27 protein-coding genes are annotated in these 24,946 nt (G+C 61.7%); 19 read left to right on the top strand and 8 right to left on the bottom strand.

Annotated elements, in window-relative coordinates:
* Window positions 1-5: 5 nt before the first annotated feature.
* The 7 genes from cysT (at window position 6) to GQ59_RS19390 (ending at window position 6,661) form a co-directional block, all read left to right on the top strand.
* Window positions 6-863 (top strand): sulfate ABC transporter permease subunit CysT, encoded by an 858-nt coding sequence (gene cysT, locus GQ59_RS19420; protein ID WP_037084174.1) that lies wholly within the window; start codon window positions 6-8, stop codon window positions 861-863.
* Entirely contained in the window at window positions 856-1,734 is an 879-nt protein-coding gene (gene cysW, locus GQ59_RS19415) for a sulfate ABC transporter permease subunit CysW (RefSeq protein ID WP_037084173.1), read from the top strand. Before cysT ends, cysW begins: the two co-directional genes overlap by 8 nt.
* Before the next feature lie 15 nt (window positions 1,735-1,749).
* Window positions 1,750-2,787 carry a sulfate/molybdate ABC transporter ATP-binding protein gene (locus GQ59_RS19410; protein ID WP_037084170.1) on the top strand — a complete coding sequence of 346 codons (1,038 nt, stop codon included), beginning with the start codon at window positions 1,750-1,752 and terminating at the stop codon, window positions 2,785-2,787.
* A 232-nt stretch (window positions 2,788-3,019) separates the two neighbouring features.
* Window positions 3,020-4,339 (top strand): phosphatidylglycerol lysyltransferase domain-containing protein, encoded by a 1,320-nt coding sequence (locus GQ59_RS19405; protein WP_037084168.1) that lies wholly within the window; start codon window positions 3,020-3,022, stop codon window positions 4,337-4,339.
* Window positions 4,336-5,697 (top strand): AcvB/VirJ family lysyl-phosphatidylglycerol hydrolase, encoded by a 1,362-nt coding sequence (locus tag GQ59_RS19400; RefSeq protein ID WP_037084167.1) that lies wholly within the window; start codon window positions 4,336-4,338, stop codon window positions 5,695-5,697. The genes GQ59_RS19405 and GQ59_RS19400 overlap by 4 nt, the downstream gene beginning before the upstream one ends.
* Before the next feature lie 102 nt (window positions 5,698-5,799).
* Window positions 5,800-6,183 (top strand): DUF6152 family protein, encoded by a 384-nt coding sequence (locus tag GQ59_RS19395; protein ID WP_037084164.1) that lies wholly within the window; start codon window positions 5,800-5,802, stop codon window positions 6,181-6,183.
* Between the two features lie 7 nt (window positions 6,184-6,190).
* On the top strand, window positions 6,191-6,661 hold the full coding sequence (locus GQ59_RS19390; protein ID WP_037084162.1) for a DUF6644 family protein: 471 nt from the start codon (window positions 6,191-6,193) through the stop codon (window positions 6,659-6,661).
* Window positions 6,662-6,687: 26 nt separating this feature from the next.
* Here the strand turns inward: GQ59_RS19390 and betA are convergent, their stop codons facing one another.
* Window positions 6,688-8,337: a choline dehydrogenase gene (gene betA / locus GQ59_RS19385; protein ID WP_037084159.1), complete on the bottom strand. Its 1,650-nt coding sequence runs from the start codon at window positions 8,335-8,337 to the stop codon at window positions 6,688-6,690.
* Window positions 8,338-8,436: 99 nt separating this feature from the next.
* Here betA and GQ59_RS19380 point away from each other — a divergent pair, with 99 nt between their 5' ends.
* Together GQ59_RS19380 and GQ59_RS19375 are read left to right on the top strand one after the other, a co-directional pair.
* Window positions 8,437-8,634 carry a type II toxin-antitoxin system RelE family toxin gene (locus tag GQ59_RS19380; protein ID WP_244448008.1) on the top strand — a complete coding sequence of 66 codons (198 nt, stop codon included), beginning with the start codon at window positions 8,437-8,439 and terminating at the stop codon, window positions 8,632-8,634.
* Window positions 8,635-8,637: 3 nt separating this feature from the next.
* A complete protein-coding gene (locus GQ59_RS19375) occupies window positions 8,638-8,991 on the top strand; it encodes a helix-turn-helix domain-containing protein (RefSeq protein WP_037084156.1) in 354 nt (117 codons plus the stop codon).
* Window positions 8,992-8,999: 8 nt separating this feature from the next.
* Here GQ59_RS19375 and betB read toward each other — a convergent pair whose 3' ends face one another.
* Together betB and betC are read right to left on the bottom strand one after the other, a co-directional pair.
* Window positions 9,000-10,463, bottom strand: a complete 1,464-nt coding sequence (gene betB, locus GQ59_RS19370) for a betaine-aldehyde dehydrogenase (protein ID WP_037084154.1) — start codon at window positions 10,461-10,463, stop codon at window positions 9,000-9,002.
* 1 nt (window position 10,464) lies between these two features.
* Entirely contained in the window at window positions 10,465-11,988 is a 1,524-nt protein-coding gene (betC, locus tag GQ59_RS19365) for a choline-sulfatase (protein WP_037084152.1), read from the bottom strand.
* A 178-nt stretch (window positions 11,989-12,166) separates the two neighbouring features.
* Between betC and GQ59_RS19360 the strand changes: the two genes are divergently transcribed.
* From GQ59_RS19360 to GQ59_RS31305, 6 genes are all read left to right on the top strand, one after another.
* Entirely contained in the window at window positions 12,167-12,715 is a 549-nt protein-coding gene (locus tag GQ59_RS19360; protein WP_037084399.1) for an HdeD family acid-resistance protein, read from the top strand.
* A 173-nt stretch (window positions 12,716-12,888) separates the two neighbouring features.
* Entirely contained in the window at window positions 12,889-14,694 is a 1,806-nt protein-coding gene (locus GQ59_RS19355) for a bifunctional diguanylate cyclase/phosphodiesterase (RefSeq protein ID WP_037084149.1), read from the top strand.
* A 102-nt stretch (window positions 14,695-14,796) separates the two neighbouring features.
* Window positions 14,797-15,795, top strand: a complete 999-nt coding sequence (locus tag GQ59_RS19350; RefSeq protein WP_037084147.1) for an NAD(P)H-quinone oxidoreductase — start codon at window positions 14,797-14,799, stop codon at window positions 15,793-15,795.
* Window positions 15,796-15,831: 36 nt separating this feature from the next.
* Complete coding sequence (locus tag GQ59_RS19345) at window positions 15,832-16,143, top strand: type II toxin-antitoxin system RelE/ParE family toxin (RefSeq protein ID WP_037084145.1); 312 nt, start codon at window positions 15,832-15,834, stop codon at window positions 16,141-16,143.
* A gap of 13 nt (window positions 16,144-16,156) precedes the next feature.
* Complete coding sequence (locus GQ59_RS19340) at window positions 16,157-16,438, top strand: XRE family transcriptional regulator (RefSeq protein WP_037084142.1); 282 nt, start codon at window positions 16,157-16,159, stop codon at window positions 16,436-16,438.
* A 612-nt stretch (window positions 16,439-17,050) separates the two neighbouring features.
* Window positions 17,051-17,197 carry a DUF1127 domain-containing protein gene (locus tag GQ59_RS31305; protein ID WP_007751079.1) on the top strand — a complete coding sequence of 49 codons (147 nt, stop codon included), beginning with the start codon at window positions 17,051-17,053 and terminating at the stop codon, window positions 17,195-17,197.
* A 73-nt stretch (window positions 17,198-17,270) separates the two neighbouring features.
* Here the strand turns inward: GQ59_RS31305 and GQ59_RS19335 are convergent, their stop codons facing one another.
* Complete coding sequence (locus tag GQ59_RS19335) at window positions 17,271-18,008, bottom strand: DUF3750 domain-containing protein (protein WP_037084139.1); 738 nt, start codon at window positions 18,006-18,008, stop codon at window positions 17,271-17,273.
* A 94-nt stretch (window positions 18,009-18,102) separates the two neighbouring features.
* On the opposite strand from GQ59_RS19335, the gene GQ59_RS19330 reads away from it, so the two are divergent.
* The gene (locus tag GQ59_RS19330) at window positions 18,103-19,110 is read left to right on the top strand and encodes an asparaginase (protein WP_037084137.1); all 1,008 of its coding nucleotides are present in this window, start codon (window positions 18,103-18,105) and stop codon (window positions 19,108-19,110) included.
* A gap of 292 nt (window positions 19,111-19,402) precedes the next feature.
* On the opposite strand, the gene GQ59_RS19325 is transcribed toward GQ59_RS19330, so the two are convergent.
* Window positions 19,403-20,158 (bottom strand): DeoR/GlpR family DNA-binding transcription regulator, encoded by a 756-nt coding sequence (locus tag GQ59_RS19325; RefSeq protein WP_037084136.1) that lies wholly within the window; start codon window positions 20,156-20,158, stop codon window positions 19,403-19,405.
* Window positions 20,159-20,285: 127 nt separating this feature from the next.
* Here GQ59_RS19325 and GQ59_RS19320 point away from each other — a divergent pair, with 127 nt between their 5' ends.
* Complete coding sequence (locus GQ59_RS19320) at window positions 20,286-20,654, top strand: hypothetical protein (protein WP_037084133.1); 369 nt, start codon at window positions 20,286-20,288, stop codon at window positions 20,652-20,654.
* A gap of 55 nt (window positions 20,655-20,709) precedes the next feature.
* Entirely contained in the window at window positions 20,710-21,342 is a 633-nt protein-coding gene (locus GQ59_RS19315) for a glutathione S-transferase family protein (RefSeq protein ID WP_037084132.1), read from the top strand.
* A gap of 91 nt (window positions 21,343-21,433) precedes the next feature.
* On the opposite strand, the gene GQ59_RS19310 is transcribed toward GQ59_RS19315, so the two are convergent.
* Window positions 21,434-21,634, bottom strand: coding sequence for a hypothetical protein (locus tag GQ59_RS19310; protein ID WP_037084130.1), 201 nt, complete (start codon window positions 21,632-21,634; stop codon window positions 21,434-21,436).
* A gap of 102 nt (window positions 21,635-21,736) precedes the next feature.
* Here GQ59_RS19310 and GQ59_RS19305 point away from each other — a divergent pair, with 102 nt between their 5' ends.
* Window positions 21,737-22,633 carry a LysR substrate-binding domain-containing protein gene (locus tag GQ59_RS19305; protein WP_037084128.1) on the top strand — a complete coding sequence of 299 codons (897 nt, stop codon included), beginning with the start codon at window positions 21,737-21,739 and terminating at the stop codon, window positions 22,631-22,633.
* A gap of 4 nt (window positions 22,634-22,637) precedes the next feature.
* Here GQ59_RS19305 and GQ59_RS19300 read toward each other — a convergent pair whose 3' ends face one another.
* Both GQ59_RS19300 and GQ59_RS19295 read right to left on the bottom strand, forming a co-directional pair.
* On the bottom strand, window positions 22,638-23,297 hold the full coding sequence (locus GQ59_RS19300) for a glutathione S-transferase family protein (RefSeq protein ID WP_037084126.1): 660 nt from the start codon (window positions 23,295-23,297) through the stop codon (window positions 22,638-22,640).
* A gap of 104 nt (window positions 23,298-23,401) precedes the next feature.
* A complete protein-coding gene (locus tag GQ59_RS19295) occupies window positions 23,402-24,781 on the bottom strand; it encodes a TIGR03808 family TAT-translocated repetitive protein (protein WP_037084124.1) in 1,380 nt (459 codons plus the stop codon).
* Window positions 24,782-24,946 lie beyond the last annotated feature (165 nt).

Genomic DNA, 24,946 nt, shown 5'->3' with positions numbered 1-24,946 from the left:
ATTCAATGATCCATAACGCCACTGCCTCACCGGCAAAGTGGCGACTGAAACGGCCGAGCATCATCCCGGGTTTCGGGTTGACGCTCGGCTTTTCGCTCGCCTACCTGTCGATAATTATTCTGATCCCCGTTGCCGGCCTGCTTTGGCGTACCGCCGGGCTTGGCTGGAGCGGGTTCTTCGCTGTTCTGACCGACCGGCGCACGCTGGATGCACTTTATATATCCTTCGGCACGGCCTTCGTGGCCGCGCTGGTCAACGTCGTCTTCGGCACCGTCGTCGCCTGGGTGCTGACGCGCTACAATTTCCCCGGCCGCCGGCTGATCGATGCGATCGTTGACCTGCCGTTCGCGCTGCCGACGGCGGTCGCCGGCATCGCGCTTGCGGCGCTTTATGCACCGAACGGCTGGGTCGGTTCGCTGTTCATGCCGTTCCGCATCGCCTTCACGCCGCTCGGCATCGTCGTCGCGCTGGTCTTCATCGGCCTTCCCTTCGTGGTGCGCACCGTGCAGCCGGTGATGGAGGAACTGGACCGCGAGGTGGAGGAAGCCGCAGCCACGCTCGGCGCCAATCGCTTCCAGACGATTTCGAAGGTGATCCTGCCGGGACTGACGCCGGCGATCCTGACAGGTTTTGCGCTCGCCTTCGCCAGAGGCGTCGGCGAATACGGCTCGGTCATCTTCATTGCCGGCAATATTCCCTACGTTTCGGAGATCGCCCCGCTCCTCATCGTCATCCGACTGGAGGAGTTCAACTATGCGGGCGCGACGGCGATCGCCACCATCATGCTGATCATCTCCTTCGTGATGCTCTTCATCATCAACCTCATCCAGGCCTGGAACCGAAGGAGATACGGCAATGTCTGAAGACACCCGCACCGCTCTCGGCAAACCGCCGGCCTTCCGCAATCCTGCCGACGAGCGGCCACTCGCAAAGATCCTGCTGATCGGGCTGGCGCTGGTTTTCCTCGCCTTCTTCCTGCTCCTGCCGCTGGTTTCCGTCTTTGTGGAAGCGTTTCGCAAAGGCTGGTCGGAATATTACGAGGCGCTGATCGAGCCCGACGCGGCAGCCGCGATCCGGCTGACACTTCTGGTGGCTGCGATTTCCGTTCCGCTCAACCTCGTCTTTGGTCTCTGCGCCTCCTGGGCGATCGCCAAGTTCGAGTTCAAGGGCAAGTCCTTTTTGATCACCCTGATCGATCTGCCGTTCTCGATCTCGCCGGTCATTTCCGGCCTGGTCTACGTGCTGCTCTTCGGCTCCAACAGCCTGCTTGGCCCGATCCTCAAAAGCCAAGGCATCACCATTCTGTTTGCCGTGCCGGGCATCGTGCTTGCCACCGTCTTCGTCACCTTTCCCTTCGTCGCGCGCGAGCTGATCCCGCTGATGGAGGACCAGGGCACCGGCGACGAGGAGGCGGCCCTGTCGCTCGGCGCATCCGGCTGGCAGACCTTCTTGTACGTGACGCTGCCGAACATCAAATGGGGTCTGCTCTACGGCGTGCTCCTCTGCAACGCCCGCGCCATGGGCGAGTTCGGCGCCGTCTCGGTGGTCTCGGGCCATATCCGCGGCCTCACCAACACCATGCCGCTGCATGTGGAGATACTCTATAATGAGTATAACTTCGTCGCGGCCTTCGCGGTGGCTTCGCTGCTGGCCTTGCTGGCGCTCGTCACCCTTGCATTGAAAACTCTTCTCGAACTTCGGTTCGGTGCCGGCGCTGCCGGCGGCAGGCATTGAAAGGTCAAGGACCAGATGGAAGTCACCATCAACAATATCCGCAAGGAATTCGATCGTTTCCCGGCTCTGAACGACGTGTCGCTGAAGATCGCGTCCGGCGAGCTGATCGCGCTGCTCGGTCCCTCGGGCTCCGGCAAGACGACGCTCTTGCGCCTCATCGCCGGCCTTGATTTCCCGACATCGGGCAAGATCTTCTTCGGCGATCAGGACGCGTCGCATCATTCGGTGCAGGAGCGCAATGTCGGGTTCGTCTTCCAGCATTATGCGCTGTTCCGGCATATGACGGTCGCCGAAAATATCGGCTTCGGCCTCAAGGTCCGGCCGGCCGCCAGCCGCCCGCCGAAGACGGAAATCCGCCGCCGCGTCTCCGAACTCCTTGACATGGTCCAGCTCAGCGGGCTCGAGAAGCGTTATCCGAACCAGCTGTCCGGCGGCCAGCGCCAGCGCGTCGCACTTGCCCGCGCCATGGCGATCGAGCCGCGCATCCTGCTGCTCGACGAACCTTTTGGCGCGCTAGACGCCAAAGTCCGTAAGGAACTGCGCCGCTGGCTGCGGGAATTCCACGACCGCACCGGCCACACCACAGTCTTCGTCACCCATGACCAGGAAGAGGCGCTGGAACTCGCCGACCGCGTCGTGGTCATGAGCCAGGGTAAAATCGAGCAGGTCGGCTCGGCTGACGACGTCTACGACCGGCCGGGATCCCCCTTCGTCTTCTCCTTCATCGGCGAGTCCTCGCAGCTCCCGGTCGAGGTAAGAGACGGCACCATGCTCTTCCAGGGCCAGCCGATCGGCATCGCAGAGGCGGGCGACGGGGCAGGGGAACTGTTCTTCCGGCCGGAGGACGTGACGCTTGTCGATGCGCCGGATGCGCTGTTCGGCAAGGTCACCGCCTGCCGCCGCCTCGCCGGCACGCGCATCGCCGAGATCGACATCGCCAATGACGGCCACGCGCCGTACCACGTCGAGGTGGAGGTGCCGCTGCATGCGCCGATCGAGCTTGGCAGCGAAACACGCTTCCGTCCGACACGCTGGAAGGTTTTCCGCAAGTAGCTTTTTGCAGCCTCGAGATGATGTGGGTCGTCCGTACACGCTGCGGCATATATGGTGCCGCCGAAATCGCAGTGCACGCGCCGTTGTTGCGTGACGTTTTTACCTTAATCACGGAAAGTTTTCCAAAATTGATATGTGTCAATTGTTGATTGACGCAGAACAGGTAAGAACCTTATGGGCGCAAGCTCTGACGAAATGCAGGCCTAACGCTTATTTCCGCGACGGATAACCTATGGCAGACATTGCCCACCTCGAAGAACCCTCCGAGCCGGTCACCGGCTCGCCCGCAAAACAGTCGGCACAATCGGCCATCTCTATGGGGAGGGTGCTGATTGACCGCCTGACTCCCGATACGAGCATTCTCCTGTCTTTCGGTTTCTTTCTTTTCGTGATTGCGCTTGGCGTAAGTGTTTTCCTCGAGGAAAATCTGGTGAGGCTCGGCTGGAGCCTGCTTCTGTCGAACAGCGATATCCACGCACCGACCGGCCTGGCGCTGACGCTCCTGGTCGGTACGCTTGCCACCACCCGGCTGCGGCGCCCGCGGCGCTGCCGCAAGCCGCCGGCGAGCGACGAAATGAACCGCGCCCTCGAAATTCTCGCCACCCAGCCGAATGCGAGCGCCGGTCTCGTCCGCCTCGGCGACAAGAAGCTGCTTTTTTCCGATTGCGGCAACGCGTTCATCATGTACGCCCAGCAGGGCCGTTCCTGGGTGGCCCTGTTCGATCCCATCGGCCCCGGCAGTGCCTGGGCAGGCCTGACGCTGAAATTCATGGAACATGCCCGCAAGTCGGGCTGCCGCGCCGTTTTCTATCAGGTCTCCCCGGATTTCCTGCCGCTCACCGTCGAATCCGGATTGAAGCCCTACAAGCTCGGCGAACAGGCGGTGGTCGACCTGACGAAGTTCGACCTCAAGGGTGGCACCCGGATCAGGCTTCGGCGCGCCGTCAACCGCGCGGTTCGCGATGGTCTTGAGTTTTCGATGATCGAGGCGAATGACGTGCCCGCAGTTCTCGACGAACTCCGGGCCGTCTCCCGGACCTGGCTGACGGCCCAGAATGCGACGGAAAAAGGCTTTTCGCTCGGAACCTTCCAGCCTCAATACGTGGCGGCCGGCCCGGTCGGCGTCATCCGCATCGATGGCAGGATCGTTGCCTTCGCGAACGTCCTTTCCACCGGCTCCGCAGGGGACGCCTGCATCGACCTAATGCGCCACCTGCCGAATGCTCATCAGGGCATGATGGTCTTGCTGTTCGTGCGGATCATGGAGCATTTGAGGGCTGCAGGCTTTCGCACCCTCAACCTCGGCATGGCTCCGCTTGCCGGCCTTTCGACCCATAGCAGGGCGCCGCTCTGGAACCACGTGGGCGAGCGCATCTTCCAGAATGGCGAGCGTTTCTACAATTTCCGCGGCGTGAGGTTGTTCAAGGACAAGTTCGATCCGGAATGGCAGCCGCGCTACATCGCAGTCTCTGGCCGTGGCCTGCCGGTCGTTTCACTGGTCGACGTTACCATGCTGATCGGCGGCGGGCTGAAGGGCATCCTTCGCAGATGAAAATTCTGCCGATCATTGTTGCAGGCATCACCTTCGTCGCTGCCATCGTCAATATCGTCTCCGACCCGGGCCTCAAGTCCAAAAGCTTGCCGACCGATCGCATTTCCTTTCCCGAAGGCAAGGCGACCGGTGTCGTCGTGCTGATTTCGGGCGGAGAGGGGTGGTCTGACCGCGAGGAGCGGACCTCCGACGCGCTGATCAGGGACGGCGCCCTGGTGGTCGGCGTGGATATTCGCGATTATTATGCGGCGCTCGAGGAGGAGCGGGACGACTGCCTCTATCTCGTTTCCGATATCGAAGATGTGACGCGCCAGCTGCATCGTTCGGCTGATATCGCCACCTATCACCCGCCGATCGTGGCCGGCATTGGCGACGGCGGTACGCTGGCGCTGGCCATTGTCGCGCAGACGCCGGATTCGACGATTGCCGAGACGCTTGCCATCGACCCGCAGACCGCCATCCCGCTATCGACCATTCTCTGCACCCCGGCGCCGAAGACGCCGGTCCCAGGCGGTACGGTCTACGGCCTGACAGAAGGCGATCTCCCCAATCCCGTCCGCGTCGTCTTCACTCCAGAGGCCGATGCGGCAGGCCGCGTCCACACGGAAAATCTGAAAAACACCCATCCCGCGATCGAGTACCGGGAAACGGCTGGGGGCGCCGATGTGGCACTGCTGGAGAATACCTCGGCCACGGTCCGACGGCTCGCGCAGTCCGCTTCGCCGCTCAATCTGCCGATCGTGCCGATCCATGCGACGCCGAAGCACAATATGATGGCGATCATCTATTCCGGCGACGGCGGCTGGCGCGATATCGACCAGCAGCTCGGCGCCTATCTGAAGGAAGAGGGCATCCCGGTCGTCGGCGTCGATGCATTGCGCTATTTCTGGAGCGAGCGAACCCCGGAACAGACCGCCGCCGATCTCTCCCATATCATCGGTTCCTACCGCAAACGCTGGAACGTCGATAACGTCCTGCTGATCGGATATTCCTTCGGCGCCAATGTCCTGCCGGCCACCTACCGGCTGCTGCCGGAGGCCGACAAGCAGGCGATCTCGCTCGTCTCGCTTCTGGCGCTGTCGCATCAGGCGGATTTCGAGATCGACGTGACCGGCTGGCTCGGTTTTGCAGGTCTCGGCAAATACGGCGATCCGGTCGACGATCTTCGCGAGGTCGAGCCGTCCAAGATCCAGTGCATCTACGGACTGAAGGAAGACGACAGCGCCTGCCCGGCAGTCCGGGAGATCCGTGGCACCCAGGTTCTCGCCCGCGAAGGCGGCCACCATTTCGACGGCGACTACCGCGCCCTCAACCGCCTGATCGTCGACAGGGCCGTGGCGCTGATGGCGACCAACTGACGTTCGATCGTCAGCCGACGTTCAAGAAACGGTGAGACCTCTGGTCATCTTCGGAGACGGCCTACATCTCCGGCATATGATCCGGAACAGAGGAGAGCCGCCATGCCCCGCCTTTCGATCGCCCGCATTCTAGCCGGCACCACGATCGCCGCGTCGCTCGCCGGCACTGCCATTGCCCATCACGGCTGGTCCTGGGCGCAAGCCGACCAGATAGACCTCAAGGGTACGATCCAGTCGATTTCGTTCGCGCCGCCGCATCCGACGCTCGAAGTCCGAGCCGAAGACGGCGTCTGGCGCGTCGAGCTCGGCAATCCCAACCAGACCCAGCGCTCCGGATTCGTCGAAGGACAGGCCAAGGTCGGCGACCCGATCACCGCCACCGGCAACCGCTCCGAAGACCGCAGCGAAAAACGCCTGAAGGCGGTCCGGATCGTGGTCTCCGGCAAGACCTTCGACATCTATCCGGAACGCATCAAGACCAATTGAGGCGGGCATGGAATTTCTGGCCATGGCTGCTGAAACGCCGCTCGCGCGGGCGTTGATCGCTTCTTCGACGCTTTATCTCCTGGTCAACGCCGCGCATATCCTCGGCATCGGCATGCTGTTCGGCGCGATCCTGGCACTCGATCTCCGGCTGCTGGGCCTGGCCCCGGCCGTCCCGCTTGCCACGATCGCGCCCTTCCTGTCGCGCCTGGCCGGCGCCGGCGTCCTCCTCGCCATCCTCACCGGCCTCTGCCTGTTCTCGGTCCGGCCGCTGGAATATGCCCGCAACCCGGCTTTCCTCGCCAAGTTCGGCTTGGTGGCGCTCGGCGTTCTGAACGTTGCCGTGGTTCATTTCGGTTCCGGCTGGCGGGCGGTGCTCTCCGGCGGTAAGCCGACGACTGCACTTCGGATTTCCGCCGTCCTCTCGGTCGTGCTGTGGATCAGCGCGGTGATTGCCGGCAGATGGATCGGGTTTTTGTAGGCGTCTTGTAATTCAGGCAAGGGTGATCATCGATCACTCACCATCGCCCGCGGATTGACCCAGGGCTCCTGATTGCTGCGGGGCAGGGGCGTCCTGCCGAGAATATGGTCGGCCGCCTTCTCGCCGGTCATGATCGAGGGGCCGTTGAGGTTGCCGTAGGTCACATGCGGGAAGATCGACGAGTCCGCAACGCGCAGGCCCTCGACGCCGATCACTCGGCATTCCGGATCGACCACTGCGAGCGGATCGTCGGCGCGGCCCATGCGGCAGGTGCCGCAGGGGTGATAGGAGCTTTCCAGATGCTCGCGCAGGAAGGCGTCGATCTGGTCGTCGGTTTCGACCTGTTCGCCTGGCTGGATTTCCGGGCCGCGATACTGATCAAAGGCCTTTTGGGAAAAGATTTCCCGGGTCAGCCGCACGCAGTGGCGGAACTTCTCCCAGTCCTCCGGATGGCTCATGTAGTTGAAGCGGATCACAGGATCGGCCTTGGGATCGGCCGAGCGCAGCGTCACGCGTCCGCGCGATTTCGACAGGTTGTAGCCGACATGCACCTGGAAACCATGGCTTTTTGCGGCCGCGCGGCCGTCATAGGAAATCGCCACCGGCAGGAAATGATACTGGATATCCGGTTGGCTGAGCCCGGCACTGGAGCGCAGGAAGGCGCAGGCCTCGAACTGGTTGGAGGCGCCAAGCCCGCCCTTCGAGAGCAGCCATTGTGCCCCCACCACGCCCTGCCAGAACCACGGCAGCCAGGAATAGAGCGATACCGGCTTGGTCGAGACGTGCTGGAAATAGAATTCCATATGGTCCTGCAGGTTTTCGCCGACGCCCGGCCGGTCGGCCTTCACCTCGATGCCCATTTCCTTCAGATGCTGCGCCGGCCCGATGCCGGACAGCATCAGCAGTTTCGGCGAGTTGAAGGAGGAGGCGGAGACGATCACCTCGCGGTTGGCCATAATGGTCTCGGTAAAGCCCCGCCTTTCGATCTCCACGCCGATGGCCCGACCCTTCTCGATGACCACTTTCTGGGCCAGCCCATAGATCAATTGGACATTCTTGCGCTTCAGCGCCGGCTTCAGATAGGCGTTGGCGGCGGACCAGCGGCGGCCGTTATGGATCGTCTGTTCCATCAGCCCGAAACCTTCCTGCTTCGAGCCATTATAGTCCTCGGTCATCTCGAAACCGGCCTGGGAGCCCGCCTGGATGAAGGCATGGAAGAGCGGGTTGGTCATCGGCCCGCGCTTGACATGCAACGGCCCGTCCGTGCCGCGCCAGCCTTCCTCGCCGCCATGGGAATGTTCCATGCGCTTGAAATAGGGCAGCACGTCCGCATAGGCCCAGCCCTGCGCGCCGAGTTCCTCCCAGCGATTGTAGTCTTCCGCATGCCCCCGGACATAAACGAGCCCGTTGATCGACGACGACCCGCCGATCACCTTTCCGCGCGGCGCGGTGATGCGGCGGTTGTTGAGGTTCGGCTCCGGTTCGGAAAGATAACCCCAGTTGTAACGCTTCATGCTCATCGGCCAGGCGAGAGCCCCCGGCATCTGGATGAACGGCCCGAAATCCGTGCCCCCCGCCTCGATGACGATCACCGAATGTTTGCCGTCCTCCGACAGGCGGTAGGCCATGGCCGAGCCCGCCGAGCCGGAACCGATGATGACGTAGTCTGCCTGCATGGAGTTCAATCCCTGATTGCGTTAATTATAGCTGTCAGCTATATTGATGCAATGAAGCCGGTGCGTTATTCTAGGACTGCACAGAAAAGCCTGAGCCGGATGCAGCCCAAACGTCAGGCTGGGATCAAGGCGAAGGTCGATGCGTTTGCACGTGGCGAAAAGGTCGATCTCAAGAAGCTGGTGGGTAGTCCGCTTGTTCGTATACGTGTCGGCGACGACCGGATCATCATTGACGAGCAGACGAACCTCGTCCTGGTCATCGATGTTGGTCCCAGGGGCGGCATCTACAAGGAGTAACTGATGGGCGCTTTTAACAGGACGGTCATCGACGGCAAACCCTTTGTCTTGGTGCCAGAGGAAGAGTTCGAGGACATGATGGATATCATCGCGGCCAAAGAGATCATGGCGCGGGTCGCCGCCGGCGAAGAGACCTGGCCGGCCGAACTCGTGTATGAACTGTTGGAAACCGATAGCCGTATCCGCACCTTCCGCACCTACCGCAAGATGACCGTGTCGCAGCTCGCCGAGGCGGCCGGCATTTCTCAGCCTTATCTCTCCGAGATCGAGGCCGGCAAGAAGAACGGTTCCGTCGACGTGCTGAAGCGCATCGCCGCCGTTCTCAAGGTTGATCTCGACGATCTGGTAGTCGACTGAACCCATCCTCAATACGGCGCCTCGACCTTGCCCATGCCCACATAGACCGTCTTCAACTCGGAATAATGCTCCAGCGCGGCCAGCGAATTTTCGCGTCCGAAGCCGGATTGCTTGGAGCCGCCGAAGGGGATTTCCACGGGGCAAAGATTGTAGGTGTTGATCCACAGCGTGCCCGCTTCGAGCTGATCGACGACACGATGCCCGCGCGTGAGGTCGGACGTGAACACGCCGCCGGACAGGCCGAACTCGGTGCCGTTGGCCCGCGCGATCACCTCGGCTTCGTCGTCGAAATCGAGCACGCACATGACAGGCCCGAAGATCTCCTCCCGCGCGATCGTCATCTCGTCGGTGACGTCGGCGAAGACGGTCGGCTGTACGTAATAACCTTCGCCGGTCACGTGGTTGGGAATGCCGCCGCCGGTGACGAGCGTGGCACCTTCGGCCTTGCCCTTGTCGATATAGGAGAGCACCTTCTGCCGCTGGTCGAAGGAAACCATCGGACCGAGCTGCGTCGCCTCGTCCATGGGGTCGCCGATCACCATGTTTTCGGTGCGCGCCTTCAGGCGAGACAGAAACGTCTCCTTGATGTTCCGCTGCACGAAGACCCGGGTGCCGTTCGAGCAGACCTGGCCTGTCGAATAGAAATTGCCGAGCATCGCCCCGCCGACCGCCGAGTCGATATCGGCGTCGTCGAAGACGATCAGCGGCGATTTGCCCCCGAGTTCCATCGTCACATGCTTGAGGCTGCCGGCCGCGGCGGCAGCCACCTTGCGGCCGGTCGGCACCGAGCCGGTCAGCGACACCTTGGCCACATCTGGATGGTTGACCAGCAGCGGCCCGGTCGTCCGGTCCCCCTGGATGACGTTGTAGAGCCCCTTCGGCAGCCCCGCCTCGATCAGGATCTCGGCGATCTTCAGCGCCCCGAGCGGCGTGTTTTCGGACGGCTTGAACACCATCGCATTACCGCAGATCAGCGCCGGTGCACCCTTCCAGCAGGCGATTTGCTGCGGATAGTTCCAGGCGCCGATGCCGACGCAAACACCTAGAGGCACCCGTTTCGTATAGGCAAAGTCCTGCCCCAGCGGGATGTAGCTGCCGTTGAGTCCTGCCGCTGCGATACCCCCGAAAAACTCGAAGCTGTCGGCCCCCGATGTCGGGTCGGCGACGATGGTTTCCTGGATCGGTTTGCCGGTATCGAGCGTCTCCAGTTCGGAAAGCTCGCGGTTGCGCTCCCGCATGATGTCGGCGGCGCGTTTGAGGATGCGGCCGCGGGCGGTCGGGCTCATCGCCGCCCATGCCGGCTGGGCGCGCCTGGCGGCAGCAACCGCTCTCTCGACGATCGCGGGCGTTGCCGCATGCAGCCGGGCGATCACCTCGCCGGTCGCCGGATAGAGGCTTTCGATGACGGTGCCGTCGGTATCCTCGACATATTCGCCGTCGATGAAATGGCTGGCGATCGGCTGGGCTTTCATCTCATTCTCCGCGCGGATAGCGTTTGGATTCCTCGAGATTGTCGAGGTTCATGTGGTTGCGCATGTAGCGCTCGGATGCTTTCTGCAAGGGCTGGTGGTCCCAGGGGTAATAGGCGCCGTTGCGCAACGCCTCGTAGACCACCCAGCGCCGCGCCTGGCTTTCACGCACCGCCGCGTCGAAGGCGCCCATGTCCCACCGCTCCTCGCGCTGGCGCCGGAAGAGAGCGACCACCTCGGTAAAATCGGGATCGTCGGCGAGGTTGTCGAGCTCCTTCGGATCGCTATCCAGGTCGAACAACTGGTCCGGATCGAGCATGCAGTGGACATATTTCCACTTGCCCGCGCGGATGGCGACGAGCGGCGCATGGGAGCCCTCGGCGGCATATTCCATCAGCACCGGGCTCGTGCGCGCAACACCCTCCATCATCGGCTTCAGGCTTTCGCCGTCCGTCCAGGGCTTGATCTCGTCCATGGAAATGCCGGCAAGGTCGCAGAGCGTCGGCGTCACGTCGAGGTTGGAAACCGGCGCCAGATGCAGACCAGCGGGCACGCCAGGACCTGCGATCATCAGCGGCACGCGCGCGGAACCCTCGAAGAAATTCATCTTGAACCACAGTCCCCGCTCGCCGAGCATGTCTCCATGGTCGGAGCAGAACAGGATCAGCGTGTCGTCGAGCATCCGCGTCCGCGTCAGCGTGTCGATCAACTCGCCGACCTTCTCGTCGATATAGGAAATATTGGCGAAATAGGCTCTTCGCGAGCGGCGCACATCCTCTTCCGTCACGTCGAAATTTTTGTAGTCGCAGGAAAAGATGATCCGCTTGGAATGCGGGTCCTGGTCTTCGAGCGGGATCGGCCCGACTTCCGGCAGCAGGTGCTCGCAATCCTCGTAAAGATCCCAGAACTTCTTCCGCGCCACATAAGGATCGTGCGGATGGGTGAAGGAGACGGTCAGCGCCCAAGGGCGCCGTTCCGCATCGTCTCGCTCGCGGGCAAGGTGATAGAGCTTCTGGTTGGCGAGAAAGGCGACCTCGTCGTCATATTCCATCTGGTTGGTGATCTCGGCCACGCCCGCGCCGGTCACCGAACCGAGATTATGGTACCACCAGTCGATCCGCTCGCCCGGCTTGCGGTAATCCGGCGTCCAGCCGAAATCGGCGGGATAGATATCGGTCGTCAGCCGGTCCTCGAACCCATGCAGCTGGTCGGGCCCGACGAAATGCATCTTCCCCGAAAGCGCCGTGTAATAACCGGCGCGACGCAGGTGATGCGCAAACGTCGGGATCGATGAAACATATTCGGCGGCATTGTCATAGACCCGCGTCCGGCTCGGCAATTGCCCGGCCATGAACGAGGCACGTGCCGGTGCACAGAGCGGCGAGGACGTGTAGTTGTTGGCAAACCGCGCGCTGCGTGCGGCGAGCGCCTTGAGGTTGGGCGCATGCAGCCACTCCGCCGGCCCATCGGGAAACAGCGTCCCGTTCAACTGGTCGACCATGACGATGAGGATATTGGGTTTGGTCATGGCAGGCGTCTTCCTAGCAGGCGGTATGGTCTCCACAGTGAGTTATTTTTGATCGTCTTGGCAATCAAGAAGCGATTGCGAACCTTCCTGTTCCAAAAGCGCGCCATTGACCCGGATCAAGCCGGCTCCACATCCTATCCGTTAGGTTCGGGTGAGTTTTGGCAAAAAGGGGTTGGCCATGACGTTCGGTCTGGATGTGCCGTCGGTTTCGACTGTCCGCGACAAGTGGGGCTGGTTTCTCGCCCTCGGTATTCTGCTGCTGGTCTTCGGTTTCATCGCGCTCGCCAATCTCTTCGTGGCGACCGTCGCGTCGGTCTTCTACATCGGCATGATGATGCTGGTGGGCGGCATCGCCTATCTCGTGCATGCTTTCCAGGTGAAGGGCTGGGACCAGTTCCTGTTCTGGGCGGCAAGCGGCATCCTTTACACCATTGCCGGCCTGCTCGCCTTCTGGAATCCGGCGCTGACCGCCGTCATCGTCACCTTCTTCATGGCGGTGACGCTGATCGTGGCGGGCCTGTTCCGCATCTGGGTCGGGTTCAGGATGCGGCCGATGCGCGGGTCCGGTTGGGTGATTTTCGGCGGCGTCATCACCGCGCTTGCGGGCCTCGTCATCGCGCTCGGCTGGCCGGTCAACAGCCTGTGGATCCTCGGCTTGTTCCTGGCGATCGACCTGACGATGCAGGGCTGGGCATTGATCGCAGTTGCGCTTGCGGCCAAGGCATGAAACACGGCAAAGTTGCCGTTAAGTCTTTAATATTGCAATAAAAATATCTCTTTCCGTCATAAAACTTTCATCCAACCTTCATGTTCGGGAAAGGTATTTTTGACCAATTTCCAGGAACCTGACATTGGTGTTTTAGGCGTATTTTAGGCCATTGCGCAGTGGAGTAGTGAGTCATGTCGTCTGCGGCCATCTTGGAACCGGGCGTTTTCCGTCGGTATGCGAGCGATCAGCTTGTCACCCTGGCAAAATTGGTTTTGGAAAATGCCTTCCAGCCGATCGTCGAAGTCGGCACGGGCTCCGTCTTCGGTTATGAATCGCTGCTGCGCGGCCAGGAACGGATCGGTTTCTCCTCACCGCTCGAACTGCTCGATGAGGCCCAGGAGACCGGACAGCTCCTGGCACTCGAACAGATGATGGCAACCCGGGCGCTGGCGAAATTCGCCAGCCTGCCGGATTTCTCGTCCCAGACGCTGTTTCTCAATCTCGATGTCCGGCTGATCCGCCACGGCAAACATTTCCTTGAAAAGGTCGTTCAGCACCTGCGCAAGGCAAATATCGCACCGTCTTCCGTCTGCTTCGAGTTCTCCGAGCGTTTCGACAATACCAGCGTGCCGGAATTCGCCGATCTGGTCACCCAGATGCGGAAGGAGGGCTTCAAGCTGGCTATCGACGATTTCGGCGTCGGCCATGGCGAGATGAAACTGCTCTGCGACTATCCGGTCGACTACCTGAAGATCGACCGCCATTTCATCGCCGGCATCGACGGGAACCCGCGCAAGCGCCACCTCGTCAAGAACATCGTCAGCATCGCCCACGTGCTCGGCATCCGCGTCATCGCCGAAGGCATCGAGACGGAAGCGGAATTTCTGATCTGCCGCGAATACGGCGTCGATCTCGTCCAGGGTTGGTTCATAGCCCGGCCGACGACATTCGTGTCCGAACTGCAGCCGTCCTTCCCTTATCTCGCCGATATCGGTCGTATCCGTCGCTCCAGTCAGTCGCTCGATGAGATCCTCATCCGCAAGCAGATCGAACATCTGCCGACCGTCTATGAGAACCAGAGCATCGACAGCGTCTTCGACCTGTTCCGCCGCAATCCGCGCCAGGCTTTCTTCCCGGTGCTGAATGCCAATGGCGAGCCGCGCGGCGTCATCAACGAATACCATCTCAAGGAATATATCTATCAGCCCTTCGGCCGCGATCTCCTGAAGAACAAGGTCTATGAGCGCTCGATCTCGCATTTCGTCGACCGCGCCCCGATCGTCGGGCTGGACGCGGAAGCCGAGGAACTGATGACCCTGTTTGCCAATATGGAAAACAGCGCCTGCGTCATCCTCACCGAAAACATGCGCTATGCCGGCGTCGTTTCGGCCGCCTCGCTGATCAAGGTCATCAACGAAAAGCAGCTGAAGATCGCCCAGGACCAGAACCCGCTGACCGGCCTGCCGGGCAACCGCGCCATCCGCGATTTCATGCAGGAAACCGGCCGCGACGACGACGAGACCCGCTTCTTCTGTTACTGCGACTTCGACAACTTCAAGCCGTTCAACGACCATTACGGCTTCCAGATGGGCGATCACGCGATCTCGCTCTTCGCCGCCCTGATGAAACGCTATTTCTTCTCGGACGGCGATTTCCTCGGCCATGTCGGCGGCGACGACTTCTTCATCGGCGTGCGCGACTGGACCCGTGACGAGCTGAACGAGATCCTCGAACGCCTGCTTTCCGATTTCCACGACGATGTCGTCGAGCTCTACTCCCCGGAAGAGCGCGCCGCCGGCAAGATCCGCGGCCACGACCGCTCCGGCGCGGAGCGGGATTTCCCGCTGCTGCGCTGCTCGATCGGCGTGCTCGAACTGCCCCAGGGCCTGCTGCTCGACGATGTCGGCCGCATCGGTTCGGAGATCGCCGCCGTCAAGGCTCAGGCCAAGGAAAACGAAGGCGGTCTGTTTTTCGCGAGTTTCGGCGAGACAAAATGACCTAGGCGACGGAACGCCGCCTTCCTATCGCGAGACGTCTGTCCTAAGTCAGTGCCCGACGCCGGCCGTAAGTCGATGGCTGGTTCTGAGAGGAGTCCCGCCATGCTGCTTCCCACCGAAATGCGTTTCGTCGATTTGCCGTCCTTCGGAGAGCCGGAGGTGATGACCATTGCCACGGGGCCGCTGCCGGCGGTGCGGCCGGGCGAAATCCTGGTCCGGGTGGAGGCGGCAGGCATCAACCGCCCGGACGTGCAGCAGCGCAAGGGCGCCTATCCGCCGCCGAAGGACGCAAGCCCGATCCTCGGCCTGGAAATATCCGGCGAAGTCGTGGCGCTCGGCGAGGATGTCAGCGAATTCAAGCTTGGCGACAAGGTCTGCGGGCTCGCAAACGGCGGCGGTTACGCGCAATATTGCGCCATACCGGCGGGCCAGGCTCTGCCCTGGCCGAAGGGTTATGACGCCGTGAAGGCCGCGGCGCTGCCGGAAACCTTCTTCACCGTCTGGGCCAATCTGTTCCAGATGGCGGGCCTGACCGAAGGCGAGAGCGTGCTGATCCACGGCGGCACCAGCGGTATCGGCACCACCGCCATTCAGCTCGCCAAGGCGTTCGGCGCGACGATCTACGCGACGGCCGGATCCAGGGAAAAATGCGAGGCCTGCGAAAAGCTCGGCGCCGTGAGAGGCATCGACTACAAGACCGAGGACTTTGCCGAGGTCATCAAGACGGAAACCGCCGGCCGGGGCGTCGACGTCGTGCTCGACATGATCGGCGCTGCCTATCTCGAAAAGAACCTCTCGGTTCTCGCCAAGGACGGCTGCCTCTCGATCATAGCCTTTCTCGGCGGCAATATGGCCGAAAAGGTCAACCTCTCGCCGATCATGGTCAAGCGCCTGACGGTGACCGGCTCCACCATGCGCCCGCGCACGCCAGACGAAAAACGCGCCATCCGCGACGATCTCTTAGGGCAGGTCTGGCCGCTCTTGGAGGATGGCACGGTCTCCCCCGTCATCCACTCCGTCCTGCCGTTCACAGACATCGTCGAGGCCCACAAGCTGATGGAAACCAGCAGCCATATCGGCAAGATAGTCGTGACCCTTTGACAAGTTTGTCAAATTATATCAGTTTTGGTATAAGTGATGAAACCGGTCGTTTTTCTCGGTGATGCCCTGGAGCAGCTGCGGGACTTTCCGGAAGGAGCCCGTAAGGAAGCGGGAGTCCAGTTGCATAAAATTCAACTTGGCCTTGAGCCGAGCGACTGGAAGCCCATGACGACGATCGGAGCGGGCGTGCGGGAAATCCGCATTCGCGACGAAGCGGGCGCTTTTCGCATCATCTACGTGACCAAAATAGAGGATGCCGTCTACGTCCTGCATGCATTTCAGAAGAAGACGCAGCAGACGGCAAAGCGAGATCTGGATATCGCCACCGCACGTCTGCGGCAGATCTGATCGGATTGGACCAATGGAACGCCAGAGCTTTGCAAATGTCTGGGATGCGCTGGAAAACACTCCGGCGGAAGCAGCCAATATGTCGATGCGCTCGGCCCTGCTGATTGCGATCGAGCAGAAGGTTCGGAACTGGAACGTGACCCAGAAGGATGCGGCCGCTCGCCTCGGCATCACCCAGCCAAGGCTGAACGACCTGCTGCGGGGCAGGATTGCAAATTTCAGTCTGGACGCGCTGGTAGAACTTGCTGGAAAAGTTGGGCTTTCCGTCCGGCTGGATATCGCGGACGCGGCCTGATCTTCGATCCCTGGATTGATGGAAACCAGCAGCCATATCGGCAAGATAGTCGTGACGCTGGGCTGAAGGGGGAATCTGCCTCGATCGAAGCTGGCGAATTCTAGGGGCGGAAGGCCGTTTCCGCAACTCAATTAAATACGCAATCGTTTATATAACGTGGCTTGCAGACTCAGGCTTCGGCCCCTACCTTTTAATCATCGTCAACGTAGTGAAAGGAAGGTGATCCAATGTCTAGTGAGATTTCGGTCTGTGTAACGGGCAATGGAAAGGTGGCGGTCTTGACGGGGCAACCCTCGGCCTGAACCTCATCTTCCTTCGGGGAGCTCACGAAGCGCCCCGGGTTCGTTCAACCGGACCAAACTCATGGAAGGGTCGCCTCGAGCGGCCCTTTTCCATTTTATGGCCTTTTCATCCCAGGCTTTTGTTCAACGACGGTTCTTCATTTTTCATTATTTCTAATATGAGAAAGACCCATGCGCCGCTCGCATAGGTGGCCTGCCAACTGGGCGCTTTCAGTGCACGTTTGATGGGCTTATATAAGCGTCATCGAAGCAAACGAGAGCGCCAAGGACTGGCAGCTGGCTTCGAAAATCCCAGGAAAGGGGAACCATCATGAACGTCGCACGCACTCTCAACAATTGGCGCAAGTACCGTCAGACGGTTGCCGAACTGGGCCGCATGACACCGCGCGAACTCAACGATCTCGGCATCGCCCAGGGCGATATCCGCCGGGTTGCGCGTCAGGCCGTCGGCTTCTGATCGCCATCTGACAGATAGTTATGTCGAACGCCCGCAGCCGCGGGCGTTTTGCATTTCATGCATAGCTGCCATCTTAAATCCCGATCCGTCCGAGCGCCGGCACCTTGATGCCGGGATTGGCGAAGTCGAGGCCTGCGACCAGGCCGAGGAAGTGCACCTCAAACCCGCTGCGCAGGCCGGCCGACAGGCCGATGAGGCCGCGCACGGTCACATGCACGTCGCGCCAGTCGTCGTCCACATGGACGAATTCGCCGTCCGGCAGATAGTCGCGCCCGACGGCATGCGGCGGCAGCACGGCGTCGAGCTCCGGCACGGTGCGCAGCACATGGGCGACGAACGTGTTGGAGTTCGGTCCCGGCCAGATCGTGTAGCCGCCAGGCTCCGCATAGGGGTAGGCGGCGATCGCGCCCTCGATCTTGGGGATCAGCAGTTCCGCCTTCGAGCCGGTCACCGAGGTGACGAGCTGCGGCGTGTTGGAATACCAGTAGGCGTCGGGCGCATAGCCGTTGCGGCGGATCGGACTGCCCCAGCCGACCTTGTCGAAGCGCGTGTAGGTTTTCGCGCCCTTTTCCTTGAAGACGATCCAGGCATGGCTCGCCACGGCACCCTTCAGGCCCCCCGTCATGGCCGAGAAGACGTAGATCGCCGCATCATTGCTCTCTTCCGGTTTTGGGAGGATGTCGGCCGAGGACCAGCGTGCCTCGCGCCAGCCCGACGGTCGCTCCTTCATCGCCCAAAACCCTGCCGACGCGAAGGTCGGAACCAGGTAGACAATGAAGATCACCAGAAACAACCGCTTAACCGATTTCATACGATCCCCCATGAAAATCCCGCCGGACTCGTTTAAGAGCCTGTGATATCGCCAGACGATAGGCACATTGAAACCGGCAATTTCAGGACAGACCATGCAAAACCCCGTTACCGTTGAAGTTACCAGAGGCAACCTGGTCGAAAGCCGCCACCGCGGGCTCGGTGCGGTCATCGATGGTGACGGCAAGGTGCTGTTCTCGTTCGGCGAGGCGGACGCCCATGTTTTTCCCCGTTCCGCCAGCAAGGCCATGCAGGCGCTGCCGCTCGTCGAAAGCGGCGCGGCGGATGCCTATGGCTTCGGCAACAAGGAACTCGCCTTTGCCTGCGCCTCCCATTCCGGCGAGGACGCGCATGTGGCTATGGCCGCGTCGATGCTGGACAAGGCCGGCCGTGACGACAGCGCGCTGGAATGCGGCGCCCATTGGGCCTCCGAACAGGCGGTGCTGATCCATCAGGCCCGCACGATCGAGGCACCGACAGCACTTCACAACAATTGCTCCGGCAAACATTCCGGCTTCGTCTGCACCTGCGTGCACACCGGCATGGAGGTCACGGGCTATGCCGGTTACGACCATCCGCTGCAGGCCGAAATCCGCGGCACGATGGAGGTGCTGACGGGCGCCATCATCGGCCACCAGAATTGCGGCACCGACGGCTGCTCGATCCCGACCTACGCGGTGCCGCTGAAAGGCCTTGCCCACGGCTTCGCAAAAATGGCGACCGGCAACACCCTCTCTGCCGAGCGTGCGAAAGCCTCGCGCCGGCTGATGGACGCCTGCATGGCCGAGCCCTTTTACGTCGCCGGCACCAACCGCGCCTGCACCAAACTGATGGAAATCGCGCCCGGCAGGATCTTCGCCAAGACCGGCGCCGAAGGCGTCTTCGTCGCCGCCCTTCCGGACCAGGGCATCGCCATGGCGGTGAAATGCGAGGACGGCACCACCCGCGCCGCCGAAGCCATGATCTTCGCCCTCATCGCGCGTTATTTCGAAAAGGGCGGTGAGGTGCATGCCAAGCTGATGGCGATGGCCAACAAGCCGATGAAGAATTGGAACGGCATCCATGTGGGTGACGTGAGGGTGACCGACGCGCTGTTTGCGTGAGATTGGTCAGATCGATCCAGTCGGCATCAATGCATCGGGCGAGGTTTTAGGGAAACCAGCTCCCCACACTCCGTCACCCTCGGGCTCGACCCGAGGATCCATCCACGCGAAGTCTTTCGCGAAAAAAAGTCCCATTCGCCGCAGACGCGGCTGTGGATCCTCGGGTCAAGCCCGAGGATGACGGCGGTGAGGGTGGGGCCACCGTGCTCTCTCTTTCCTGTGACAAGCACAGGGATGAGGGGGGAGGGCAGTGCCTCTAGGCGAGAGGCGCCAAAATTCCCCGTGCCTCGTCTCATGCCTCCATGAGGCCCACACCCATCGCCCTGTAAGGCTCCAGCCGCCCCTCATCGATCCCGCTCTGCACGATCATGCCCGACAACCCGGAAATCGGCATGATCACATGCGGCGAGACCGCATCCAGCTTCTCCGCCGTGATGAGCGTAATCGTCTCCGCCGAGCATGCCGCGATATGGCGCTTGATCGCCGCCTCCTCGAAATCGCCGGTCGATAGGCCGCGTACCGGATGAACAGCGGTGACGCCGAGGAAGAAGATGTCCGGTCGCATCAGCGCGATCTGCGCCATGGCCGCCGCACCTGTCGCCACCATCGAATGTTTGTAGAGCCGTCCGCCGATCAGGATCACCTCTGCGGTCGGATGGTGTTCGAGTTCGGTGGCGATCGTTGGGCCGTGGGTGACGACGGTGAAGCCGAAGTCGCGGGGCAGGGCGCGGGCGATTTCCGCCGTCGACGTACCGCCATCGAGAAAGATCGTCTGCCCCTCGCGCACCATCCCGGCCGCCTTTGCGCCAAGCCGCTGCTTCACATCCGATGACACGGCCCGCCGGGCGGAAAAATCCGGCAGGTCGGGGGCGACCGGCATCGCCCCACCATGCACCCGTCTGAGCAGTCCTTCTGCCGCCATCTCCCGAAGATCTCGCCGGATCGTGTCCTCCGATAGCGAAAACTCTTCCGCCGCCCGTTTGGCGACAACCTGCCCCTCCCTGCGCAGCATATCGAGGATGAGGCTCTTGCGTTGGCTTGTCAGCATGGGTCTTGACTCTGCACGAAATTGCATAAATAAGCGCATTTATGCCTGAAATTACTGGCGATGTAAAGTAGTTCAGGCAAATTCGTGCAGTTCCGCGATGGATGCGGACAGGTTTGGAGAAACGAAGATGTTGATTTTGATTGCAGGCCCCTACCGCTCCGGCACCGGGGACGACCCTGAGAAGATGGCCGAGAACCTCAAGCGGTTGGAAGCGCCGTCGCATGCGCTGTTCAAGGCCGGCCATGTGCCGATGATCGGCGAATGGGTGGCCCTGCCGGTCTGGCATGCAGCCGGCGGCAAGCATGTGGGCGACGATCTCTACGAGGAGATCTTTCACCCGGTCGCCGGTCGTCTGCTGCAGCTCTGCGAGGGAGTCCTTCGCCTGCCGGGAGCCTCCAAGGGCGCCGACAACGATGTGCGGATCGCTACCGAACGCGGCATTCCGGTCTGGCATCGGCTGGAAGATGTGCCCGGCGTCAGTCGACCGGCGGTTTGAGACTTCTGGCCTGGAAAAACCGTGCTAGAACGGCGCGGTCCAAAGGAGGATTTTCATGTATACGCTGTTCTTTTCGCCCAATGCCTGCTCGCTGGCCAGCCACATCGCGCTTGCCGAATCCGGTCTTCCCTACGAGATCAAATGGGTGAAATTCGCCGACAAGGAACAGCAGTCGGAAGCCTATCTGAAGATCAATCCTAAGGGCCGCGTCCCAGCACTCGCAACGGACCGGGGTATCATCACCGAGTCCGTCGCGATCCTCGCCTTCATCGCCCAGGCGGCGCCCGAGGCGAAGCTTGCGCCGCTCGACGACCCGTTCCTGTTCGGCAAGATGCAGGCGTTCAACGCCTATATCGCCTCGACGGTCCACGTCGCCTATGCCCATTGGCGCCGCGGTTATCGCTGGGCGGATAACCAGTCCTCCTTCGACGACATGGTCGCCAAGGCGCCAAAGGTCTTTCACGAGTGTTTTCAGGTGATCGAGGACTCGTTGCTCGAAGGTCCCTATGTGCTCGGCGAAACCTATTCGGTCGCCGACGCCTATCTCTACCTGATGACCGACTGGCTCGCGAACATGAAGCTCGACCGTGCGGACTTCTCCGAGGTCAATGCGCACTACGAGCGGATGAAGCAGCGTCCGGCCGTACAGCGCGCCCTGGCCGAACAGGCTGCCGCGACCGCAGTCTAACGCCGGTAGACGGCGGCAAGCCTTTCCGCTCGAATATCGAATTTACGTCAGCAACCCGATCCGCTCTTGAGGGAAGCGGATCGTGGGAGCGTCAGGCGCATTTCGCCAGAGGCGCATCGTTGCGGTTCGGATCGGCTTGAAGCGGGCGCGGGAAGGGCAGGTCGGCGAGTTGCCGAAGGTCCATCCCGCGGATGTCGGGATGACGGAACGGGTCGTTCGACTGCAGGTCCGTCAACGTTTCGGTTGTTTCCAACCAGGCTTTCAGGCTCAAGAAAATCTTCAGCGGTCCCATGACCGTTACCTCGCAAATTTGTTATCATTTGCAGCGGCAATATCGGCGCACGCAGGCTTACTTTCAATTGAGTTCTTGAGTGCCTGACTATAGAAAATCTATATGAGCAATCTTAACCTCGTGCACCTCAACGGCTTACGGGCGCTGGAAGCTGTCGGTCGCCTCGGTTCGCTGCAGGCAGCAGCGGACGAACTGGGCGTATCGATCGGCGCCGTCAGCCAGCAGGTCATCAAGGCGGAAGCCCAGCTCGGCCAGCCGGTCTTTCAGCGCCTGCCGAAGGGCATGATGCCGGTCGATTCGGCGCGGCCCATGCTGGCGCGATTGAGCGAGGGTTTCCATGCGCTTTCCGAAGCGGTGGCCATCGGCAGGCGGCAGGACGATGCGCTGCTCACCATTTCCGTCGCACCTGTGTTCGCAGCGCGGTTCCTCGTCCACCGGCTCGACCGGTTTTCAAGCCTGCACCCGGAAATTCGGCTGCGGATAGATGCGACGACCAGGCTCGCCGATCTCGGGGTCGACGACATCGATCTCGGCATCCGCGTCGGGCCGGGCACCTGGCCGGGCGTCGATGCCGAGCTGCTGATCGAGCAGACGGTCTTTCCGGTCTGCTCGCCGGCGCTTGCTGAAAAGCTGAAGGAGCCGAAGGATATCCTGAAATTGCCCGCGATCATCGACGGCCCCTCGATGTTTTCCTGGGAGATCTGGCTGAACGAGGCGGGATTGTCCGGAGCCGGCATGGCGACGCGGCATGTGTTCAACGACGCCTCGCTATGCCTCGATGCAACGATCGCGGGCCAAGGCGTGATGCTCGCTTGGCATACGCTCGCCACCTACGCGCTGGAACAGGGGCGGCTGGTCGAGCCGTTTTCGATCCGGGCGCATACCGGCATGGGGCATTATCTCGTCACCCGCGCCGGCGCTCGGGCGCCGGCGAAGGTGAGGGCTTTCCGGGACTGGCTGAAGACGGAACTGCCGCCGCTCGCGGAGAGCCGGAAGTAAAGCGTTACGCCGGCTCGGCGGTCCGCTTGTCCCACATCGCCTTGAAGCTCGGGCGCGCCTGGGCGGCCTCGATCCAGGCCTTCAAGGCCGGGCGGCTGTCGAACAGTGGCGCATATCCCTGCGCATAACGCACGACTTCGCCGACATTGATGTCAGCCACGGTGAAGCGGCCGCCAACCATGTGGCTGTTCTTGGAAAGGTGCTTTTCGAGCACGTCGAAGGGCCGCTTCAGGGTGCGGGCAGCAACCTCGATGTCGGCCTTGCCTTCTTCGGTCTCCGCCCTGCCGCCGGCGATCGTGGCGGAGATCTTCAATGCCGGGGTCTCGACGCTGGTCGCGCCGAACAGCGACCACTGCACCATCTGGCCTTCCTCGGCAATATCCTTCGGACCGAGTTCGCCGCCGTATTTGCGGGCGAGATAGAGCGTGATCGCCAGCGACTCGTGCAGCACGAAGCCGTCGTCGTCCATCGATGGGATGGAGCCCATCGGGTTGATGCTCAGGAATTCCGGCGACAGCGTGTTTACCGGTGCACCCGGTGCCATCGGCTCGGGCAGGCGGTAGCCCTGGATGATCGGAATAAGTTCGAAAGGAATACCCAGTTCCTCGACAAGCCACAGCGGCCGCGTGGCGCGCGAACGGTAAACACCATAGATTTTCAGCATGAAAGTCCCTCCAGGAAATGCGAGCGCAAGCTACGGGCAGGCCGCCCAAAACGGAAGACCAATCCGCGTTGGACGATGATGAAAGTTTTCGATGAATCATTCACTCAAGCGATCCGGTTATTCTCGATCGTCAGATGCTTGAACCCCTGGGCCTGCCCGTCGCCCCGGCCGAGTTCTGCCGTGGAGGGCGTCTTCCAGCGGTGGCCGATAACCGCGCCGTCCTTCACCGCCTCGAACAGGTTGCCGGAAATCAGCGCTGCGCCGGCGCCTTCGACCACGGTCACCGCGCAGCCGATTTTCGCTTGCCGGACGATGTTGTTGCTGGCGAGCACGTTGCGCAGGTAAGGTCCGAAACCGAGCGCCATGCCCCAGAGCGGCACATTCTCGATGACGTTGCCGGTGACCGCCGTATCCGCCTCGACGCTGATGCCGACGCCGAAGATCGCTCCGTCGAGCACATAGGGGCCGGTGGGGGTGAGGTTGCGGACGATATTGTTGGCGACGGTCGCAAGCCGGCCGCCCTCGTTGAAATTGACGACCGAAATGCCGTTCGCCGCGCCGTCGACGATATTGCCGGAGACCAACGCGCCCTCGAAGGCGAATTCCGCATAGATCGCCGTCTCCCCGGAGGCCAGGCATGTATTGTTGGTGATCTGCGCGTTCGAGGCGCTGTTGGCGCGGATCGCCGAAAAGGCCGATTGCGAGATCTGGTTGCCGGCCACCATCACGTTACCGGCCCGGAACAGGTTGATGGCGTTTCCGTGCTGGCCGGTGCCGCCGTTTGTAGCGCCGATCCGGAAGATCCGGTTGCCGGAAACGATCGTGCCGTCGACGCCCTTGGTCCAGCGATGGATGAGGATGCCGCCATTGCCGCAGTCGGAGACCGTATTGCCGGTGACCGAAAGCCCAGTGCTCTCGACCGCATAGAGGCCGTATTCGGCGGCGCCGGAAATGCGGCTGCGCTCTATCCGCCCGCCGCAGCGTTCGAGCTGCACGGCGGTTCTGCGCGCGCCGATGATCTCGCAATTGTCGATGACGATCTCACTGATGCCGCGCATGGTGACGAGCGCCGGGCTCTGGTCGTCGAGCCGGCGGTTCGCCCCGTCGATGACAATGTTGGAAAGCTCGATGCGGCGCGCGCCGTCCGCCGTGAGCATCCGCCCGTCGCCGGAATAGACGAGCCGGGAAGCCCCGGCCACGCCGGTCATGCGGGTGCCCTCGGGCAGATCGAGATTGGAGACCGGGTAGTTTCCGGGTGGCAGGAATACCGGCATGTTCTGTCGCGCCGCCTTGGCGATGGTCTCCGCGAGCTTGCGGTTTTGCTTGTCGCCGCCGTCAGGCGTGACGCCGTGTGCGCCGGCATCGATCGAGCGGCGCAGGTCGATCGTCGAAAAGCCCGGGGGGGGGGCGAAGAGGGGCCGAGGCACGGCTCCTGCCGCCGCCGCACCCGCGATCATCGTCAATGCCGTGCGTCTCGAAATCATCCAGCGCGTCTCCTCTGCGTCAATAAAGCATTTTCCATGCCGGCCCTTTATATTGTTACTATGCTCAAGGGTTCCGATTGATTCAGTAAAAAAGGCTTCTTTCGAAGCTTCAACCATGGCAATTTCACAATGATTTTAAGCAACGATAAGGAATTATCCGCCATG

Origin of the sequence: Neorhizobium vignae (assembly GCF_000732195.1) — a bacterium.
GTDB classification, from domain to species: Bacteria; Pseudomonadota; Alphaproteobacteria; order Rhizobiales; family Rhizobiaceae; genus Neorhizobium; species Neorhizobium vignae.
Note: the sequence above shows the minus strand (reverse complement) of the source record. Positions and strands in the feature narration are given on the sequence as shown.